The sequence below is a fragment of the Telluria sp. AZSoR62 genome, assembly GCF_058111565.1.
Genome location: NZ_JBYTST010000001.1, coordinates 1 through 19,292, shown reverse-complemented (window position 1 = coordinate 19,292; position 19,292 = coordinate 1). Strand labels below are relative to the sequence as shown.

The 19,292-nt window shown below is 64.9% G+C and carries 19 protein-coding genes; 14 read left to right on the top strand and 5 right to left on the bottom strand.

Going from position 1 to position 19,292, the window contains the following annotated elements:
• Positions 1-23: 23 nt before the first annotated feature.
• Genes rfbB through rfbC form a run of 4 tightly spaced genes read left to right on the top strand, consistent with a single transcriptional unit; the run spans position 24 to position 3,407 of the window.
• On the top strand, positions 24-1,085 hold the full coding sequence (gene rfbB / locus AC3XQU_RS00095) for a dTDP-glucose 4,6-dehydratase (RefSeq protein WP_489872094.1): 1,062 nt from the start codon (positions 24-26) through the stop codon (positions 1,083-1,085).
• Entirely contained in the window at positions 1,082-1,984 is a 903-nt protein-coding gene (gene rfbD, locus AC3XQU_RS00090) for a dTDP-4-dehydrorhamnose reductase (RefSeq protein ID WP_489872093.1), read from the top strand. Before rfbB ends, rfbD begins: the two co-directional genes overlap by 4 nt.
• The gene (gene rfbA, locus AC3XQU_RS00085; protein WP_489872092.1) at positions 1,981-2,865 is read left to right on the top strand and encodes a glucose-1-phosphate thymidylyltransferase RfbA; all 885 of its coding nucleotides are present in this window, start codon (positions 1,981-1,983) and stop codon (positions 2,863-2,865) included. The genes rfbD and rfbA overlap by 4 nt, the downstream gene beginning before the upstream one ends.
• Positions 2,862-3,407 (top strand): dTDP-4-dehydrorhamnose 3,5-epimerase, encoded by a 546-nt coding sequence (rfbC, locus tag AC3XQU_RS00080; protein WP_489872091.1) that lies wholly within the window; start codon positions 2,862-2,864, stop codon positions 3,405-3,407. The genes rfbA and rfbC overlap by 4 nt, the downstream gene beginning before the upstream one ends.
• A gap of 145 nt (positions 3,408-3,552) precedes the next feature.
• On the opposite strand, the gene AC3XQU_RS00075 is transcribed toward rfbC, so the two are convergent.
• Entirely contained in the window at positions 3,553-4,449 is an 897-nt protein-coding gene (locus AC3XQU_RS00075) for a hypothetical protein (protein WP_489872090.1), read from the bottom strand.
• Between the two features lie 309 nt (positions 4,450-4,758).
• Between AC3XQU_RS00075 and flhB the strand changes: the two genes are divergently transcribed.
• From flhB to AC3XQU_RS00035, 8 genes are all read left to right on the top strand, one after another.
• The gene (flhB, locus tag AC3XQU_RS00070) at positions 4,759-5,937 is read left to right on the top strand and encodes a flagellar biosynthesis protein FlhB (RefSeq protein WP_489872089.1); all 1,179 of its coding nucleotides are present in this window, start codon (positions 4,759-4,761) and stop codon (positions 5,935-5,937) included.
• Entirely contained in the window at positions 5,937-8,057 is a 2,121-nt protein-coding gene (gene flhA / locus AC3XQU_RS00065; protein ID WP_489872088.1) for a flagellar biosynthesis protein FlhA, read from the top strand. Before flhB ends, flhA begins: the two co-directional genes overlap by 1 nt.
• A gap of 205 nt (positions 8,058-8,262) precedes the next feature.
• Positions 8,263-9,714 carry a flagellar biosynthesis GTPase FlhF gene (gene flhF, locus AC3XQU_RS00060; RefSeq protein ID WP_489872087.1) on the top strand — a complete coding sequence of 484 codons (1,452 nt, stop codon included), beginning with the start codon at positions 8,263-8,265 and terminating at the stop codon, positions 9,712-9,714.
• Complete coding sequence (locus tag AC3XQU_RS00055; RefSeq protein ID WP_489872086.1) at positions 9,707-10,525, top strand: MinD/ParA family ATP-binding protein; 819 nt, start codon at positions 9,707-9,709, stop codon at positions 10,523-10,525. Before flhF ends, AC3XQU_RS00055 begins: the two co-directional genes overlap by 8 nt.
• A gap of 32 nt (positions 10,526-10,557) precedes the next feature.
• Entirely contained in the window at positions 10,558-11,286 is a 729-nt protein-coding gene (locus AC3XQU_RS00050; protein WP_489872085.1) for an RNA polymerase sigma factor FliA, read from the top strand.
• A complete protein-coding gene (locus AC3XQU_RS00045; RefSeq protein ID WP_489872084.1) occupies positions 11,268-12,011 on the top strand; it encodes a flagellar motor protein in 744 nt (247 codons plus the stop codon). Before AC3XQU_RS00050 ends, AC3XQU_RS00045 begins: the two co-directional genes overlap by 19 nt.
• Positions 12,012-12,021: 10 nt before the next feature.
• Positions 12,022-12,780 (top strand): flagellar motor protein MotD, encoded by a 759-nt coding sequence (gene motD / locus AC3XQU_RS00040; protein WP_489872083.1) that lies wholly within the window; start codon positions 12,022-12,024, stop codon positions 12,778-12,780.
• Positions 12,781-12,827: 47 nt separating this feature from the next.
• On the top strand, positions 12,828-13,325 hold the full coding sequence (locus AC3XQU_RS00035) for a hypothetical protein (protein ID WP_489872082.1): 498 nt from the start codon (positions 12,828-12,830) through the stop codon (positions 13,323-13,325).
• Between the two features lie 73 nt (positions 13,326-13,398).
• Here the strand turns inward: AC3XQU_RS00035 and AC3XQU_RS00030 are convergent, their stop codons facing one another.
• Positions 13,399-14,481 (bottom strand): M35 family metalloendopeptidase, encoded by a 1,083-nt coding sequence (locus AC3XQU_RS00030; protein WP_489872081.1) that lies wholly within the window; start codon positions 14,479-14,481, stop codon positions 13,399-13,401.
• Between the two features lie 221 nt (positions 14,482-14,702).
• On the bottom strand, positions 14,703-15,740 hold the full coding sequence (locus AC3XQU_RS00025; RefSeq protein ID WP_489872080.1) for a M35 family metalloendopeptidase: 1,038 nt from the start codon (positions 15,738-15,740) through the stop codon (positions 14,703-14,705).
• 239 nt (positions 15,741-15,979) lie between these two features.
• On the opposite strand from AC3XQU_RS00025, the gene AC3XQU_RS00020 reads away from it, so the two are divergent.
• Entirely contained in the window at positions 15,980-18,070 is a 2,091-nt protein-coding gene (locus AC3XQU_RS00020; protein ID WP_489872079.1) for a putative bifunctional diguanylate cyclase/phosphodiesterase, read from the top strand.
• A 140-nt stretch (positions 18,071-18,210) separates the two neighbouring features.
• The gene (locus AC3XQU_RS00015; protein ID WP_489872078.1) at positions 18,211-18,648 is read left to right on the top strand and encodes a hypothetical protein; all 438 of its coding nucleotides are present in this window, start codon (positions 18,211-18,213) and stop codon (positions 18,646-18,648) included.
• A gap of 24 nt (positions 18,649-18,672) precedes the next feature.
• Here the strand turns inward: AC3XQU_RS00015 and AC3XQU_RS00010 are convergent, their stop codons facing one another.
• Positions 18,673-18,936 (bottom strand): hypothetical protein, encoded by a 264-nt coding sequence (locus AC3XQU_RS00010; protein ID WP_489872077.1) that lies wholly within the window; start codon positions 18,934-18,936, stop codon positions 18,673-18,675.
• 53 nt (positions 18,937-18,989) lie between these two features.
• A partial coding sequence (locus AC3XQU_RS00005) for a transposase (RefSeq protein WP_489872076.1) occupies positions 18,990-19,292 on the bottom strand: 303 nt, incomplete at its 5' end.

Sequence of the window (19,292 nt, the reverse complement as noted above, 5' to 3'; positions counted from 1 at the left end):
GGATTCAACAAACGGGTTAGCGTATGACCATCCTTGTGACCGGGGGCGCAGGCTTCATCGGTTCGAACTTCGTGCTCGACTGGCTGGCGCAAGGCAGCGAGCCGGTCGTCAACCTCGACAAGCTGACCTATGCCGGCAACCTGGCCAACCTGGCCGCCGTCGAGAACGATGCGCGCCACCACTTCGTGCGCGGCGACATCGGCGACGCCGAACTGGTCGGGCGCCTGCTGCGCACGCACCGGGTGCGTGCGGTGCTCAACTTCGCCGCCGAAAGCCATGTCGACCGCTCGATCGCCGGCCCTGCCGCCTTCATCGATACCAATGTCACGGGCTCTTTCCACCTGCTCGAAGCGGTGCGCGGCTACTGGAGCGCGCTGCCGGAAAACGAGCGCGCGGCGTTCCGCTTCCTGCATGTGTCGACCGACGAAGTCTACGGCTCGCTCGCGCCCGATGCCCCGGCCTTTACCGAAGCGCACCCCTACGCCCCGAACAGCCCGTATTCGGCCAGCAAGGCCGCCTCGGACCACCTGGTGCGCGCCTGGCACCACACCTATGGCTTGCCGGTCCTGACCACCAACTGTTCCAACAACTACGGCCCCTTCCACTTCCCGGAAAAGCTGATCCCGCTGGTGATCCACAATGCGCTCGCCGGCAAGCCGCTTCCGGTGTACGGCGACGGACGGCAGGTGCGCGACTGGCTGTATGTGCTGGACCACTGCAGCGCGATCCGCCGCGTGCTCGATAGCGGCCGGGTGGGGGAGACCTACAACATCGGCGGCTGCAACGAGATGGCCAACATCGACGTCGTCCACACCATCTGCGCCATGCTCGACGAGCTGCGCCCGCGCGCCGACGGCGCGCCGTACGCGGCCCAGGTGAGCTTCGTGAAGGACCGCCCGGGCCACGACCGCCGCTACGCGATCGATGCGGGCAAGGTGGAGCGCGAACTGGGCTGGCGCCCGGCGGAGACCTTCGACTCCGGCATCCGCAAGACCGTGGCCTGGTACCTGGCGCACCCGGACTGGGTGGCGAGCGTCACCAGCGGCGCCTACCGCGAGTGGATCTCCGGGCACTACCAGGCATGAAGATCCTCTTGCTCGGCAAGGATGGCCAGGTCGGCCGGGAGCTGGGGCGCTCGCTGGCCCTGCTGGGCGAACTGCACGCCCTTGGCCACCGTGATGCCGACCTGCTGGAGCTCGACGCGCTGCGCGCCTGCGTGCGGGCCCTGGAGCCGGACGTCATCGTCAACGCCGCCGCCTGCACGGCGGTCGACCGCGCCGAGCGCGATGAAGCCTTGGCCCAGCGCGTCAATGCGCTGGCGCCCGGGGTGCTGGCCGAGGAAGCGCAGGCCTGCGGCGCCTGGCTGGTGCATTATTCGACCGACTACGTGTTCGACGGCTGCAAGCAAGGCCCCTACCTGGAAACCGACGCGGCCAATCCGCTGTCGGCCTATGGCCGCAGCAAGTTCGAGGGCGAGGAAGGCATCCGCGCCAGCGGCGCGCGCCACCTGATCCTGCGCACCGGCTGGGTGTTCGGGCGGCATGGCGAGAACTTCCTGAAAACCATCCTGCGCCTGGCCGGGGAGCGCAGCTGCTTCGACGTCGTGGCCGACCAGCTGGGTGCGCCGACCGGCGCGGACCTGCTGGCCGACGCCACCGCGCTGGCGCTGCACCGCATCGCGTCCATGGGCGGCGCGGCGCAGCTGTCGGGCACCTACCATGTGGCGGCAGCCGGCCAGGCCAGCTGGCATGCCTATGCCTGCCACGTCGTGGAGCAGGCGCTGGCCCATGGCATGCGGCTGCAGGCCACGCCAGGGAGCATCAGGCCGGTGCTGGCAAAGGACTGGGGCGCGGCGGCGCCGCGTCCCGCCAATTCGCTGCTCGATACCGGCAGGTTCCGCGCCGCCTTCGGCCTGGCGCTGCCCGACTGGCGCCACCACGTCAACCGTTTGATCGCCGAACTGGCAGAACAAGGAACATCATGAAACGCAAAGGCATCATCCTGGCAGGCGGCAGCGGCACGCGCCTGTACCCGGCCACGCTGGCGGTGTCGAAGCAGCTGATGCCGGTGTTCGACAAGCCGATGATCTACTACCCGCTCAGCACCCTGATGCTGGCCGGGATCCAGGAAATCCTGGTCATCTCGACCCCGCAGGACACACCGCGTTTCGAGCAGCTGCTCGGCGACGGCTCGCGCTTCGGGCTCGACATCACGTACGCGGTGCAGGCCTCCCCGGACGGCATCGCCCAGGCCTACCTGATCGGCGCGCACTTCCTGGCGGGCAGCCCGTCGGCGCTGGTCCTGGGCGACAACATCTTCTACGGCCACGACTTGTACCACATGCTGCACCGCGCTTCACACCGCGAGGATGCCAGCGTGTTCGCCTATCACGTGCAGGATCCGGAGCGCTACGGCGTGGTGGAATTCGGCGCCGACGGCCGCGCCATCAGCCTGGAAGAAAAGCCGCAGGCGCCGCGCTCGAACTATGCGGTCACGGGCCTGTACTTCTACGACGGCGAAGCGGTGGAGATCGCGCGCGCCCTCCGGCCCTCGGCGCGCGGCGAGCTGGAAATCACCGACATGAACCGCAGCTACATGGAACGCGGCCGGCTCCAGGTCGAGATCCTGCGCCGCGGCTACGCCTGGCTCGACACCGGCACCCACGAGTCGCTGCTCGACGCCAGCCATTTCATCGCCACCATCGAGCGGCGCCAGGGCCTGAAGGTGGCCTGTCCGGAAGAAATCGCCTATCGCATGGGCTGGATCAGCGCCGCCCAGCTGGCCGAGCTGGCCGCGCCGATGCAGAACAACGGTTACGGCCAGTACCTGATGCGCGTGCTGGCCGAACCGAACGTCATTCCATGATCGCCACGCCCCAGCCTATCCCGGATGTGCTGCTGCTCGAGCCGCGCGTGTTCGGCGACGAGCGCGGCTTCTTCTTCGAGAGCTTCAACGCGCGCGGCTTCGAAGCCATCCTCGGGCGGGCGGTGGAATTCGTACAGGACAGCCATTCGAAGTCGGCGCCGAACGTGCTGCGCGGCCTGCATTACCAGGTCCGGCACCCGCAGGGCAAGCTGGTGCGCGTGATTGCCGGCAGCGTGTTCGATGTCGCTGTGGACTTGCGGCGGGGCTCGCCCACCTTCGGGCAATGGGTCGGCAATGTGCTCAGCGCGGACAACAAGCGTCAGATGTGGATCCCGCCGGGCTTTGCGCATGGCTTCCTGGCGCTGGAAGACGGGGCGGAATTCGTCTACAAGTCGACCGATTACTATTATCCGGAGCACGAGCGCTGCATCGCCTGGGACGATCCGCAGCTGGCGATTGCCTGGCCGCTGGCGGGGATGCCGTCGCTGTCGGCGCGCGACGGGCAAGGCAGGCCTTTCATGGGGGGCGAGACCTATGAATGATGAGACGGCTTGAGTTAGTCGTAAATCTCGAGCGTGTAAGGCGAGGGCTGTGAACACCGGTTGAGAGCAATGCCGGTCAATGAGTGAGAACCGTAGGGCGGGCGAGTCCCTCGCTCGCTGAAGCCCATCCCCATGGACATGCCCTTCAAGATTTGCTATCGATCTGGAAACCCGTAAATTCTGCATCTGGGTCATGTGAGCATGCATTGACGACGAATTCATTCTCGCCAGGATTGCTTGCAATGTGCGCTGATAGTGTCGTAGCAGTCGTAATGTAATGGTTTTGCGATGCGCTGTTTGCTCCGCTTTGTAGCTTCGGCTCAAATGCCGACAGCACCATATCGTCCATTACTTCTGTTGCGTTAATTACTTTAAACGTTTCGGGCACGACCTTGGTGTTTGCCCATGCTTCGAATTTCTCTTTTTTTTCCAAGGAGGTCAAGGAGCCTTTGTTGCCGCCGGATAAGCCTGAGTATGGCGCTGTGGCATCGCAAATACCCGCCAGTATAGTGGTTTGTAGTGCCGTTTTTGGAATGTCTGCATTGTCCTTCACGACCTTGACCATCGCGATATTTGTCCAGAATTCGGCTGTTGTACTCACCTTGATGTTCGAACGCATAGTTGCCGGGTCGGGTGACGTCGTCACGTTCAAAACCAAGGAGATATCTCCCAAGGTTGCTCCCGGCGGTGCGGCACGAATGATCTTCTTACCAAGAGGAACCGTGTAACTTACCGGCGCATTGGTGACGTCACGCCGAAGTGCGCCATGTCCGCTGATTGTCTGTTGGAGCTGCACTGGACCTACGAGACTGACAGGCCGCCGCTGGGCGCGAGCAAGCGTATTTCGTCGGATGACGCTGCTCAACTGGACTTGCGCCGCTTGGCGAGGACTACTATTTATCATGTCGGCTAGTTTGCACTGGGCAATCGGCGCAGGCGACCCGCTTAGTTGCGCTGCCTGCACCGCATCTGGTACCAGTCCCCGGTCCAGGTGTCCTTCCGTTTCGTAGATAATTCCATTACGTACTTCGGACCGCTGCATACTTGCTCCCGTTCGCTCAGACATTGCCCAAATTGAGATGACACTTCTGCCCAGTCTGACATATTTTGGACCCGGCTTCACGAATTCGGGTCTGCTCTAGAGTTCAACTTTCACAACTTAGGACATGATCTTGGCAAACGAACGCTTGATTTGTTGTTCCTCTAAGTTTTAGCGCTATTGGCTTTACTGCTGAGTAGCTTTCACGCACAACAAGGCAATTAGAGGGTCTTTCACACCCTGTTTCGCTTCTAGCCGTACGGCAACACCTGCGATAATCCTGTTCTTGGTAGTAACTAACAGGAGCAGTGGATGTCGGAAGACAGCGATGCCGAAAAGACCGAACCCGCGTCACCCAGGAGGCTGGAAAAAGCCCGTGAGGATGGCGACGTTCCCCGTTCGCGCGAGATCGCTACCTTTACCGTCCTGATGACCGCCGGCGCCGGCCTGTACATGACCGGCGGCACCCTGGCCGGCAAGCTCGGCGAAACCCTGCATTCCGGCCTGTCGCTCAGCCGCGACCAGGTCTACAACCCCGACATCCTGATCGAGCGCATCACCAACGACCTGGTTGGCGTACTGATCGCCTGCCTGCCGCTGGCCGGCCTGATCATGCTGGTCGCGCTGGCCTCGCCGCTCCTGATCGGCGGCTGGCTGTTCTCGTCCAAGGCCTTCATGCCGAACTTCATGAAGTTGAACCCGATCAAGGGCATCGGCAACATGTTCTCCACCAATGCGCTGATCGAGCTGCTCAAGGCCATCGCCAAGACCCTGGTGGTCGGCGCCGTGGCCTGGGTCGTCATCAATGGCCAGAAAGAAGCCTTCCTCGGCCTGGCGGTCGAACCGCTCAATACCGGCAGCGCCCACGTGGGCGAGCTGATGGCCAAGGCCTTCCTGTTCATCACCGGGGCGCTGGGCCTGATCGCGGCCATCGACGGCCCCTGGCAGCTCTGGCACTACAACGACAAGCTCAAGATGACGCGCCAGGAAGTGATCCAGGAATCCAAGGAATCGGACGGCAATCCGCAGATGAAGGGCAGGATTCGCCAGCTCCAGCGCGAAATGGCGCGCGGCCGGATGATGCAGAATGTCCCTACTGCCGATGTGATCGTCACCAACCCGACCCACTATGCGGTGGCGCTGAAGTATGCCGACGGCCAGAAAGGCGCACCGCGCGTGGTGGCCAAGGGTATCGACGACGTGGCGGCCAAGATCCGCGAACTCGGCGCCGAGCACAAGGTGACCCTGCTCGAAGCCCCGGCCCTGGCCCGTGCGCTGTACAAGCACACCGACATCGACGAAGAAATCCCGGAAAAGCTGTTCTCGGCCGTGGCCGAAGTACTGGCCTATGTTTACCAGCTGCGCGCCTACAAGACCGGCGACGGCCAATACCCGGATCGCCCGACGAAACTCGCGGTGCCGGCGGAGATGGACCCGAACGATCCGGCCTACAAGGGGCCGGGCAGCACCAATAACGGAGCACTGCACTAATGAACAGCATCAGACTGCCGGCATGGATGAATGGCCTGGGCGCCCGCGGCGGCAACGCGCTGGCCGCGCCGCTGCTCATCATCGTCCTGCTGGCGATGATGATCCTGCCGCTGCCGGCCTTCGTGCTGGACGTGTTCTTCAGCTTTAACATCGCGCTGTCAGTCATCGTGCTCCTGACCGCGCTGTACACGGTCAAGCCGCTCGACTTCATGGCCTTCCCGGCCATCCTGCTGGTCTCCACGATGCTGCGCCTGTCGCTCAACGTCGCGTCGACCCGCATCGTGCTGACCGAAGGCCACACCGGCGGCGCGGCCGCCGGTAAGGTCATCGAGGCCTTCGGCCACTTCCTGATCGGCGGTAACTACACCGTCGGTATCGTCGTCTTCATCATCCTCACCATCATTAACTTCTCGGTGGTCACCAAGGGTGCGGGCCGTATCGCCGAAGTCGGCGCGCGCTTCGCCCTGGATGCGATGCCGGGCAAGCAGATGGCGATCGACGCCGACCTGAACGCCGGCCTGATCGGCGAAGCCGACGCCCGCAAGCGCCGCAACGAAGTCGCGCAAGAGGCCGAATTCTACGGCGCGATGGACGGCGCCTCGAAGTACGTCAAGGGCGACGCGGTCGCCGGCATCATGATCACCGTGATCAACATCGTCGGCGGCCTGATCATCGGTATCGTCCAGCACGACATGCCCTTCGGCAAGGCCGCCGAGGTCTACACCCTGCTGGCCATCGGCGACGGCCTGGTGGCCCAGCTGCCATCCCTGATCATCTCGATCGCGGCCGGTATGGTGGTCTCGCGCGTGGCCAGCGACGAAGACATCAGCACCCAGTTGACCACCCAGCTGTTCGCCCGTCCGGAAGCGCTCTACATCACCGGCGGCATCATCCTGGCGCTGGGCCTGATCCCGGGCATGCCGAATTTGGTGTTCCTGCTGCTGGGCGGCGCCCTGGTCGGCGGCGGCTACATGATCGCCAAGCGGCGCCGCGAAGCCCCGGCCCAGGAAGCGGCGGCGGCTGCAGAAGCCGCGGCGGCCGGCGGCGCCGGCGGCGCGGCTGCGCCGGCCGAATCGGAAGAAGCCACCTGGCAGGATGTCATGGCGGTCGACACCCTCGGCCTGGAAGTGGGCTACCGCCTGATTCCGCTGGTGGACAAGACCCAAGGAGGCGAGCTGCTCAAGCGCATCAAGGGCATCCGCAAGAAATTCGCCCAGGAAGTCGGCTTCCTGGCGCCGCCCGTGCACATCCGCGACAACCTGGAACTCAAGCCATCGGCCTACCGCATCACGCTCAAGGGCGTGGAAGTGGGCACGGGCGAAGCCATGAACGGCCAGTTCCTGGCGATCAACCCGGGCATGGCCAGCGGCACGCTGCCTGGCCTGGTGACGACCGATCCGGCCTTTGGCCTGCCCGCCACCTGGATCGACGCCAGCCTGCGCGACGAAGCCCAGAGCATGGGCTATACCGTGGTCGACGCCGGCACCGTGGTGGCGACCCACCTGAACCATTTGATCACCACCCACGCCTCCGAGCTGCTGGGCCGCATGGAAGTGCAGGCGCTGCTCGACCACCTGGGCAAGGAAACCCCGAAGCTGGTGGAAGACCTGGTGCCGAAGATCGTCTCGCTGTCGACCTTGCAGAAAGTGCTGCAGAACCTGCTGCAGGAAGGCGTGCACATCCGCGACATGCGCACCATCATCGAGGCGCTGTCGGAATACGCGACGCAGACCCAGGACCCGAACGAGCTGACCGCCATGGTGCGGGTGGCGCTGGGCCGCGCCATCGTGCAGCAGCTGTTCCCGGGCATGAACGAATTGTCCGTGATGACCCTCGACAACCGCCTCGAGCGTTTGCTGATGCAGGCCATGGGAGCGGGCGGCGACGGCGCCGGCATCGAGCCGGGCCTGGCCGACACCATCGCCCAGCAGGCCGCGAATGCTGCCCAGCAGCAGGAAGAGCTGGGCCTGAGCCCGGTGCTGCTGGTGCCGGCCCCGCTGCGCGTGCTGCTGTCGCGTTTCCTGCGCCGTGCGGTGCCCCAGCTGAAAGTGCTGTCGCACAACGAGATTCCGGAAACCAAGACGATTCGGGTGACCAGCCTGGTCGGCGTGCCGATGTGATGGTTGTAGGGTGGGGGGGAGACCCGCCCACCCTACAAAACCTTGGTAGACCTTCATTTTTTCCCGGGCCATTTGAAATAGGCCCTTTTCCCCTTCCTTCTCCCCCGATGGTTTCCGCACGGCATCGCCAATAATACGATCTATGGACGGGCGGTTTCGCCTGCAACAGAACATAGAACAGACCAGCGAAGTGCGGAGAACAACGATGAACGTGAAGAAATTTACAGCGGCTACCTCCCGTGACGCCTTGCGCAAGGTGCGCGAGGCACTCGGTCCTGACGCAGTCATCCTGTCCAACCGTCCGGTCGACGGCGTGGTCGAGATCCTGGCGCTGGACAACGACGACGTCGCCTCGCTGTCCGCGCCGAGCATCGAACAAGCCCAGCCGCAATTCCAGGCCTTCGACACCGACTTCGACCCGGAACCGGTCTTTTCCCGCGCCCCTGCCTTCGCCGCTCCCGAACCACGCCAGGCCGCTCCGCGCGCCGCCCAGCCGCAGATGGAGCCGTTCGCCGGCCAGCCTTATGTCGAGCGCCGCGCCGCGCCTGCCCCGGTTGCCGAGGAAGTGCCGCCGACCTACGAAAACCGCCGTGCCCCGGCTGCAGCGCCGGCCATCGACATGGCCGCCATGAGCTCGATGATGAGCGCCGCGATCGCCCAGGCCAAGGAATCGGCCACGCTCGAAATGAGCGGCATGATGAATGAAATCCGCGCCATGCGCGGCATGATGGAAACCCAGCTGGCCGAGCTGTCGTGGAACGCCGGCTCGCAGCGCGAACCGCAGAAGAACGCCGTGCTGCGCGAGATGCTGGCCGCCGGTTTCTCGGCCACCCTGGCGCGCTACCTGATCGACAAGATGCCGGCCACGAAGGACGCGGCCGAAGCCCTGCGCTGGATCAAGACCGTGCTGGCCCGTAACCTGACCACCATCGCCAACGAAGACGACCTGCTCTCGCGCGGCGGCGTGTTCGCCCTGGTCGGCCCGACCGGTGTCGGCAAGACCACCACCACCGCCAAGCTGGCCGCCCGCTGCGTGATGCGCCACGGCGCCGACAAGCTGGCCCTGATCACCACCGACGCCTACCGTATCGGCGGCCACGAGCAGCTGCGCATCTACGGCAAGATCCTGGGCGTGATGGTGCACTCGGTGAAGGACGAAGCCGACCTGCGCATCGCCCTGAAGGAACTCAAGAACAAGCACACCGTGCTGATCGACACCATCGGCATGTCGCAGCGCGACCAGATGGTGACGGAACAGGTGGCCATGCTGAGCGAATCCGGCGCCGACGTGAAACGCCTGCTGTGCCTGAACGCGACCTCGACCAACGAGACCCTGAACGAAGTGGTGCGCGCCTATCAAGGTTCGGGCCTGGCCGGCTGCATCATGACCAAGCTGGACGAAGCCGCTTCGATCGGCAACGTGCTCGACGTCGTGATCCGCCAGAAGCTGAACCTGCACTACATCTCGAACGGCCAGCGCGTGCCGGAAGACCTGCACCTGGCCGACCGCGCCATGCTGGTCGACCGCGCCTTCCGCAGCAAGGCCGCCGGCAACGGTTTTTTCGACGCCGACCTGCCGCTGATGATGGCCGCCGCCGGCGCCAACGCAGGCAACCTGCACAACGACCGTTCGCTGCGCGAGGTGTCCCTTGGCTAGTTTCGATTTCGACCAGGCCGAAGGCCTGCGCCGGATGCTGCAGGGCCCGCGCCCGCGCATCGTGACTTTTCTTTCCGCTACCCCCGAAGACGACAAGGGCGCCATGCTGGTCAACCTGGGCGCCTCGCTGTCCCAGGCCGGCAACGACGTGCTGATCGTCGACGCCTGCGAGCGCGAGTATGGCGTGGCCCGGCGCCTGGGCATCAGCCGCGCCGCCGCGCTGACCAACGTGGCGCGCCAGGAATGCGGCCTGAACCAGGTGCTGCACGCGGTGCCGCAGGGCTTCTCGGTGGCTTCGCTCGGCAGCCCGCAGCGCGCCGACGACGCGCGCCGCCTGGGCAAGACCTTCGACGTGCTGGTCAAGCAGGCCGGCATCGTGATGGTCGACGCCGAACTCGGCCCGGACGGCGAATTGCCGCTGCCGCTGATGGCCAGTTCCGAGATCGTGGTGCAGGTCTCCACCAGCGCCGCATCGATCACGAATGCCTACGCCTTGATCAAGCATTTGTCGCACCAGCTGGGCCGCCGTCCTTTCGGCATCCTTGTTACCGGCGCGACAGAGGCGGAAGCCAAGGTTGTATACGATAATATGTCTACCGCGGCAACACGCTACCTGGCGGTGACCCTCAATTCGATGGGCTCGGTACCGGCCGACGAATACCTGCACCGCGCCGCGCGCCTGGGGCGCGCCGTGGTCGATGCCTTCCCGCTGGCGGGCGCATCGGTTGCTTTCCGCCAGCTGGCAGGCAAGTTCGCGCTGCACGCGATGCCGCAGCTGGGCCGGGGAGGCGGCGCACATTTCGGGTCCTGACCTGCTAGAGAAGAAGAGAAGACAAGCAACGCATGTACACGGTCAAAGGGAAAGCGGACAAGAACCATTTGCTGACGGAGCACATGCCGTTGGTGAAGCGTCTTGCCCACCACATGAAGGCCAAGCTGCCGCCTTCGGTGGAAGTCGATGACCTGGTGCAGGCGGGCATGATCGGCCTGCTCGACGCGATCAACCGCTACGAGGACAACCACGGCGCCCAGTTCGAGACCTATGCGGTGCTGCGCATCCGCGGCGCCATGCTCGACGAACTGCGTTCGAGCGACTGGATGCCGCGCAGCACCCGCCAGAACATGCGCAAGGTCGAGGCTGCGATGGAAGCGCTGCAGCAGCGCCTCGGCCGCCCGGCCAGCGAATCGGAAATCGCCAAGTCGCTCAAGATCTCGCTGTCCGAGTACCAGGACATGCTGGGCGACGGCGGCGGGCACCAGCTGCTGTACTACGAGGATTTTCACGACGAAGAGGGCAGCGACAGCTTCCTCGACCGCTATGCGGTCGACGACGCCGACCCGCTGCGCTCGCTGCTCGACACCGACTTCCGCCAGGCCGTCATCGACGCCATCGACAAGCTGCCTCCGCGCGAGAAGATGCTGATGGGCCTGTACTACGAGGAAGAACTCAACCTGAAGGAAATCGGCGCGGTCATGGGCGTGAGTGAATCGCGCGTGTCGCAGCTGCACACCCAGGCGGTGTCGCGGCTGCGTGCCTCGCTCAAGGAGCAATTATGGACTGGGCCAGCGTAGCGGGACTGGTGCTCGCGCTGGCGGGCATCCTGGTGGGCCATACGCTCGACGGCGGCAAGTTCGCCTCGCTGATCCAGCCGGCCGCGTTTGCCATCGTGGTGGTCGGCACCTTCGGGGCCGTGCTGCTGCAAAGCGAAACCCGCAGCTTCCTGCATGGGATGCGCATGCTGCGCTGGGTGTTCTTCCCGCCGAAATCGGGCCGCGACAAGCTCTCGCGCGAGATCGCGCTGTGGAGCCTGACGGCGCGCCGCGACGGCCTGCTCTCGCTCGAGCAGTACATGGGCACGCAGGACAAATTCGTCCAGAAGGGCCTGCGCCTGGTGGTGGACGGCATCAACCCCGACAAGATCCGCAGCCTGCTCGAGAGCGAAATCAGCGCCTACGAATTCGCCCAGCGCCAGGCCGCGCGCATCTGGGAATCGGCCGCCGGCTATTCGCCGACCATCGGCATCCTGGGCGCGGTGCTGGGCCTGATCCACGTGATGGAGAACTTGTCGGACCCGTCGCGCCTGGGTTCGGGCATCGCGGTCGCCTTTGTCTCCACCGTATATGGCGTGGGCCTGGCCAACCTGTTCTTCTACCCGGTCGGGAACAAACTGAAGGCCATCGTCACCGACAAGGTGACCCAGTACGAGATCCTGGCCGAAGTCTTCCACGACCTGGCCAGCGGCGACCATACCCGCGTGGTCGACGAGCGCGTGGCCAGCCTCCTGATGCGCCACTAGGCGCTGGACCATGGCGCGCAAACGCTACGACGATCATTCGGCTTCCGGCGAGCACCACGAGCGCTGGCTGATTTCCTACGCCGACTTCATCACGCTGCTGTTCGCCTTCTTCGTCGTGATGTACGCGATTTCCATCGTCAACGAAGGCAAGTACGCGGTGCTGTCCGAAGCGCTGGGCGACGCCTTCGGCGGGCGCAGCCTGGCGCCGCAGGCGGCCACGCGCGTGGAGCCGGCGCTGCCGCTGTCGCACATCGTCAACCGCAAGCGCATCGAGGCCGCACGGCGCGACCGCCAGCGCCTGGAGACCCTGTCGAAAGACCTGTCGGCGACCCTGCTGCCGCTGGTGAAATCGGGCCAGGTGCGCGTGACCCAGAACGCGCGCGGCATCAGCATCGAGATCAATGCCAGCGCGCTGTTCGACCAGGGTGACGCGGTGCTGCAGCCGGACGCGCGCGCGGTGCTGCGCGAGGTGGCCGGCCTGCTGAAAGACGATCCGCACATGGTCGAAGTCGAAGGCCATACCGACAACCTGCCGATCGCCACGCCCCAGTATGCATCGAACTGGGAGCTGTCGGCGGTACGCGCGGCCAGCGTGGTGCGCCTGTTCATCGAGGGCGGCGTACAGGAGCAGCGGCTGTCGGCGATCGGCCATGGCGCGACGCGGCCGGTGGCGCGCAACGACAGCCCCGTCAACCAGGCGCGCAACCGGCGCGTTGCGGTGATGATCCTGGCCGCGACGCCCGAGCCGCCGCCCACGGCCCTGAAATAAAATGTCATTTTTGCCGTCTGTTTGAAATATTCTTTCAAGGAGTGCGCATGCATGTCAAACCCATCCTTGCCCTGCTGGTCCTTGCCCTGGGCGGCCTCGTGAGCGCCGTCGGCGCCGTGGAAAAAGACGCGGCCGTGCGCCACCAGCTCGAAGTCGAGACCACCGGCGGCCAGGTGCGGGTGCGCCTGACGGTCGAGAACCATGGCGAGACCACGATCTATGTGCCGCGCGAAGTCGCCGCCGAAGACGAACTCACGGGCCGGCGTTTCGAGGTGCTGGACATGCAGGGCGCCACGCCCGGCAAGCCGCTTGACTACACCGGCATGATGGTCAAGCGCAGCGCGCTCACGGCCCAGGATTACCATCCGGTGGCGCCGCACACCATGCACATGAATACCATCGACATCACGCCGGCGTATGCGTTCAGGCAGGGGAAGGGGAGCTACGAGATCCGCTACGACGGGCCGTGGCTGAAGGATGTGAAAGAGCTCGATGCGGTAAGCCATAGCCCGGCAACGCCGGTGCGCTTCAGCTTCAGCCGCTGACAGCGCACAGCCTGTAAACGGCAGGAAGGGCGGCAAGGCCGCCCTTCCTGCTATCCGAAACAGTCCTTGCGGCTTAGTTCAGGGCCGGGGTGTTCTCGCCGAAGTACTCGTGCGAGTCGGCGTTCTGCACTGCCAGGTCGGGATTGGTGATCGCCAGGTTGGCGGCGCCGGATTGGCCGTACACGTTGTCGTCGGTGCCGGCGACCACGTTGAAGTGGCTCATTTCATGCAGCAGGGTGCCGCCCTTGGAATCGGTGCCGGTCATCGGCGCCGTCCAGAAGGCCTTGCAGACATAGATCTTGTACGGCTGGGTCGGGTAGACATAGGCGTAGTAGGTCTTGTTGCAGCCGCAATCCACCGTCACCGGCTTGTTCGCGAACGCGTCCGTGATCTTGGCGAAGTTCGACTTCACGGTGGCCACGCGGGTGCTGTTGTTGGCGCCGAACCACTTGGTGTAGCGCGGGCCGATGACGCCGCGCGTCATGTAGGCGTCGCTGTCGCTGGACATGTTCAGGCCGGCCGACATGGCCGAGATCACGGTGCTTTGCTGCGAGGTGGTGCAGCGGCTGAACGAGAGGCTGCCGGCCGATGGCGTCGGCGCTGGCGCCTTCATGGCTTCCAGGTCGAGTTCGACCTTCGACTTCTCGCCGCGCGCCACGCGCCCGTCGATCCACACCGAGGCCGGCGCCGAGGCGATCGAGGCGGTATCGCCGCCGCTTGCAGAGGCGAGGAACAGCTGGGGCGAATGGGTCTTGTAGCTGATCTGGTAGTCGCCGCTCACGCTCATGTCGTACAGGCTCGAGAGCTCGACCTTGACGGTGTGGGAGGCGCCCGGCTTGAGCACGAAGTAGTCGGACTGGGTCGGTGCGCCGCGCTTGGCCAGGGCGCCGAGGTAGGTCACCGGCTGGCCGTCGCGCTTGATGTCGAACAGCGGGTGGTCCATGCCTTCGAACGGCGTGCGCGACTTGAGCACGTACTGCGGCGCGCCCGAATTGTTGGTGATGGTGACCTTGACCACCACGTCTTCGTCCTGCCCCAGCGCGTTCTTCTCCGGGGTGACGCTGACCGAGACGCCCTTCGGGGCCGCCACCGCGCCGCATGCCACCATCAGCGCCGCAGCGCCCACTGCCGACTTCAAGATGCCGTTCCAGCTCATATTGATTCTCCGTGTGAAAAATTGTTATGTGGCCTTGCCTCAGCCTTATCGAGTTACGCCGGTGATATGGAATAACTCCAATGAATCATCACGGAATGATGAGTAGGTGTAAAGTCGATTCGTGCTGAATGTGACAGTATTTGTGGAAAGTCAACAAGCGACAAAAATCTTCAATCGTGCGCTGGAAATCTGTCAATACAAGTGCTAGCAATTATGCTCGGTCATTGTTGTTGGGGCGTGTTCTCCCCGAAGTATTCGTGCGAATCGGCGTTGTTGACGGCCCGTCCCGGGTCGGTGCGCGCCAGGTCCGCCGCCCCCGATTGCCCGTACACGTGGTCGTCGGTGCCCGCCACCACGGTGAAATGGCTGAGCTCATGCAAGAGGGTGCCGCCGCGCGAATCGGTGCCGGTCGGCGCCGCTGTCCAGAAGGCCTTGCAGACATAGATCGTATAGGGCTGGGCCGGGTAGACGTAGGCGAAATACGAGGCGGTGCAGCCGCAGTCTATCTTCAGGGGCTTGGTCTCGAACGCGTCGCGGATCGCGGCGAAATTCTTCGTCACCGCCGCGCCGCGGGCCGGGTCGGGCGCGCCGAACCAGGTGGCGTAACGCGCGCCATAGGCAGCGCCGGCGCTCAGGTAGGCATGGCTGTCGACCGTCATCGCGCGGCCCGCGTCGACCGCTTGCGCCAGCTGCTCCTGCTGCGCGTTCGAGCATTTGCTGAACTCGAGCCCGCTGCCGGTGGCGGCCTGCTTGGCCGGCGGCCGCGCGCCGCGCGGCAGGCGCCCCTCGATCCAGATCGCGGCCGTGTTCGAGGCCAGCGCGCCTGTCGTCTGGCGCACGCCCGCGCTGCCGAACAGGCCGGCCGCGGCGGTGCGGTAGCGCAGGGTATAGGAGCCGGTCACGTTCATCTCGTACAGCGCCGACAGCTCCACCACGGTCGAGATCGAGGCACCCGGTTCCAGCCGCACGTAGTCGTTCGGGCCCGGCGCCGGGCGCTTGGCTTCGATGCCGAGATAGCGCACCGGCTGGCCGTCGCGCTGCACCTCGAACAGCTGCGCTTCCACACCCTCGACCGGGGTATGCCATTTCAGGATGAACTGCGGCGTCAAGCCATGGTTGGCCAGCGTGACTTCGACCTTCACCTCGTCGCTGCGCGCGAAGTTCTGGCGCACCGGGGTAACCGTCACGCTTACGTCCTGCGCCAGGGCAGGGGCGGCGGCCAGGGAGAGCAGCAAGGACAGGGACAGGCGGCGTGGCATGGCGGACTCCTCTCGGCAATGGGATTCGTCCTACTGTGCTGCCGTGGCCAGCGGCAGGCCTTGCGCCATCCCAAGCTTTTATTGGCCTTCGGCAACAAAACCACACTCGCGGTATGGTGGTTTCACAACAGACGTGAGAATTCGTGATTATCTGCTCGATTCACACGACACTGATTGCTATCATGCAATGACACTATCCCAGAATAAATATTGCCCTTGGGCTCCAGGTTTGCCATGAAATGCCTCCACCGATGAACGTGCTGCACGAATTTGCCGACAGCCACCTGCAGAACCAGAACTACCTGGAGCAGGTCATCGACGCCATGCCGGCCGGGCTGGTGATGGTCGATGCATCCTTGCGCGCCTGCTCGATGAACCGCATGATGGCCGACCTGCTCGGCGTGTCGGACGACCTGCTGTGCGAACAGAAGTTGGCGCTGGACGAGCTGATCGCCTGCCCTGAACTCGCGCGCCGCGCGGCCGAGGCGCTGGCTTCCGGCGCTCCGCACGACAACGTGCTGGTCACCCTGGACGGCCGCGCGGACGGCGTGCGCTACGTCGACTTCAACATCCGCCGCACCCGCAAGGACGGCGGCTACATGCTGCTCCTGATCGGCCAGGACATCACCTTCCGCCGCAAGGCGCGCCTGCGCCTGCAGGAAAGCGAAGAATTCTTCCGGCTCACCTTCAACCAGGCCGCGGTCGGCATCGTGCTGCTGGGCGCGGACGGGCGCGTGCTGCGGACCAACAGCAAGATGTCGCAGATCCTCGGCTATACCGAGATGGAGCTGATGCAGCGCTTCTTCCAGCAACTGACCTGCGCCGAAGACATGGCCGAAGAAGAAGTGCTGATCAGGCGGCTCAAGCTCGGCCAGATCAGCGACTACCAGCTGGAAAAGCGCCTGTTGCGGCGCGATGGCGCGCGCGCGTGGGTCAGCGTGAACGTGTCGGCGATGCGCGACGTGAACGGCGGCCAGCGCTTCATCTGCGTCATCAACGACATCCACGCACAAAAGCAGGCCGAGGAAGCGCTGCTGCGCATGGCCAACCACGACGCGCTCACCGGCCTGCCGAATCGCGTGCTGATGCAGGACCGCCTCGGCCAGGCCATCATGCATGCACACCGGGCAGGGCGCCAGGTGGCGGTGATGTTCATCGACCTGGACCGCTTCAAGCACGTCAACGACAGCCTGGGCCACGATGCCGGCGACGGCCTGATCGTCGAGATCGCGCGCCGCCTGTCGGGCAGCCTGCGCGAGAGCGACACCGTGGCGCGCCAGGGCGGCGACGAATTCGTGGTGGTGCTGCCCGACCTGGGCGGAGAGGAAGACGCGGCGCGCGTGGCGCGCAAGCTGCTGGAAAACCTGTTCCAGCCCTTGATGCTGTGCGGCCAGGAAGTCTTCCCATCAGGGAGCATCGGCATCGCCATGTACCCGCGCGACGGCGAGGACAGCGCCACCTTGCTCAAATGCGCCGACAGCGCCATGTACGGCTCCAAGGCGCAGGGCGGCAACCACTACTCGTTCTATACGGCCGAAATGGGCGCCCAGGCGGTCGAGCACCTGCGCATGGAAGGCGCCCTGCAGCGCGCCCTGCAGCGCCGGGAATTCCTGCTGCACTACCAGCCGGTGGTCGATATCGGCAGCGGCGTGGTGACCGGGGTGGAGGCGCTGCTGCGCTGGCAGCCGCAGGACCGCGCCATGGTGTCTCCCGCCGACTTCATCCCGCTGGCCGAGGAAACCGGCCTGATCGTGCCGATCGGCGAATGGGTCTTGGCCACCGCCATGGCCCAGCAGGTGGCCTGGCGCCAGGCCGGCTTGAGCCCGGTGCGCATCAGCGTGAACCTGTCGGCGCGCCAGTTCCTGGGGCAGGACGTGGCCCAGTGCGTGGCTGCGCTGCTGGAGCGCACCGGCTGCGACCCCGGCTACCTGACCCTGGAAATCACCGAGAGCGTCCTGATGGAAAACCCGCTGGCCGCCACCGAAACCATGCGGCGCCTGGCCGCCATGGGCGTGCAGCTGGCGATCGACGATTTCGGCACCGGCTACTCGAGCCTGGCCAGCCTGAAGCGCTTCCCGATCCACAGCCTGAAGATCGACCGCTCTTTCGTGATGGACCTGACCCAGGACGCCGACGACGCCGCTATCGTCAACGCGGTGATCGCGCTGGCGCATTCGATGAAGCTGAACGTGATTGCGGAAGGCGTCGAGACCGGCGAGCAGCTGGCCTACCTGCTTGAACACGGCTGCGACCAGATGCAGGGCTTCCACTTCAGCCGGCCGGTGGAGCCGGGGCGGATCGAGGCGATGCTGCGGGTGGCGCAGGTCTGAGCCGGCCGATCGGCCGCAGGCATTGTCCTCCAGCCAGGGCAAATGTATCATCGGCCCATGGCCCATGATCAAACACTGCGCGCTGCGCGCCGCGAACTCCGCTACCCGGCTGCGATCCACTGAGCTCCAGGAGCGGCGGCATGATGCAGGTCACCACCAGGACCCAGGACGCGCGTGAAGTGCGCATCAACGCCGAAGGCGGCGAGTTCTGTTTCCGCCAGCTGGCGCCCGATGCGCTATTGGTGACCATCGCGGGCGTCGACGAAGGCCAGATCGGCAGCACCTGCCTGGACGAGATCCGGCTGGCGCTGTGGCGCGCGGGAACGCTGGAACTGCTGGTCGACGCCGAGCAGGTCGTGAACGTGTCGGTCGACGTGAGCCGGCAGTGGGCGGCCTTCTTTTCCGAAGCGCGCGCGCAGTTGCGGCGGGTGAGCGTCCTGACGGGAACGAAATACATGCACCTGACCGTCGGGATCGCGCAGCACCTGTCCCACACCGGCAACCTCATCAAGATCCATACCGAACGCAAGCCCTTCGAGGATGCGGTCGTCGCAGCCGGCATGCGCGACGCGTGCTGAGCACGCCGCGGGCAGGGCGGGGCTTCAGGCCGACAGGCCTTTTTGCAGCAGCTCGGCCACCAGCTGGTTCATGTCGACACCGCGCTCCCTGGCCTGCGCCTGCAGCTGCTGCACCAGCTCGCCGTTGAGCTTGACGGCAAACGGCACCAGCCCCAGCGCCCGTTCACGCTCGCGCTGCTCGCGGCGGTCGACAGCCGGCGCGACGGACGCGCCAAAGGCGCCACCCTTCGCGCTCATCTGGTTCATCAGTTTCTTGGCGTCGCTCTTGGCCAGGTCGGTCTTTTTCATTGCTTGTCCTTGTTTATCGAGAGCGCATTCTACCCGTACCTTCAACATCGGGGTCAGATACCGTCTTGAATGGCAAGCCGTTTCGACGGGTAATTTGCGTCAAATGGCTTGCCGGTGCGGATTACCCCGTAAATCAGGTGAGTCAGTTTGTGCATGACAGCGCAAATGACAGCCTTCCTCGGCAGTCCAGTTGTCAGCAGGCGCGCTGCAAATTGATTGAGGATCGGGTTGAACCGGCATGCCACCATGCTGGGCATGAAGAGTGCTGCTCGTAGCGATGTACTGCCGGTACGGCAAACGACCGACCTTCCTTTGACCGAGGTGCCTGATGTATGGTGTTTCGGTGTCACGCCAAG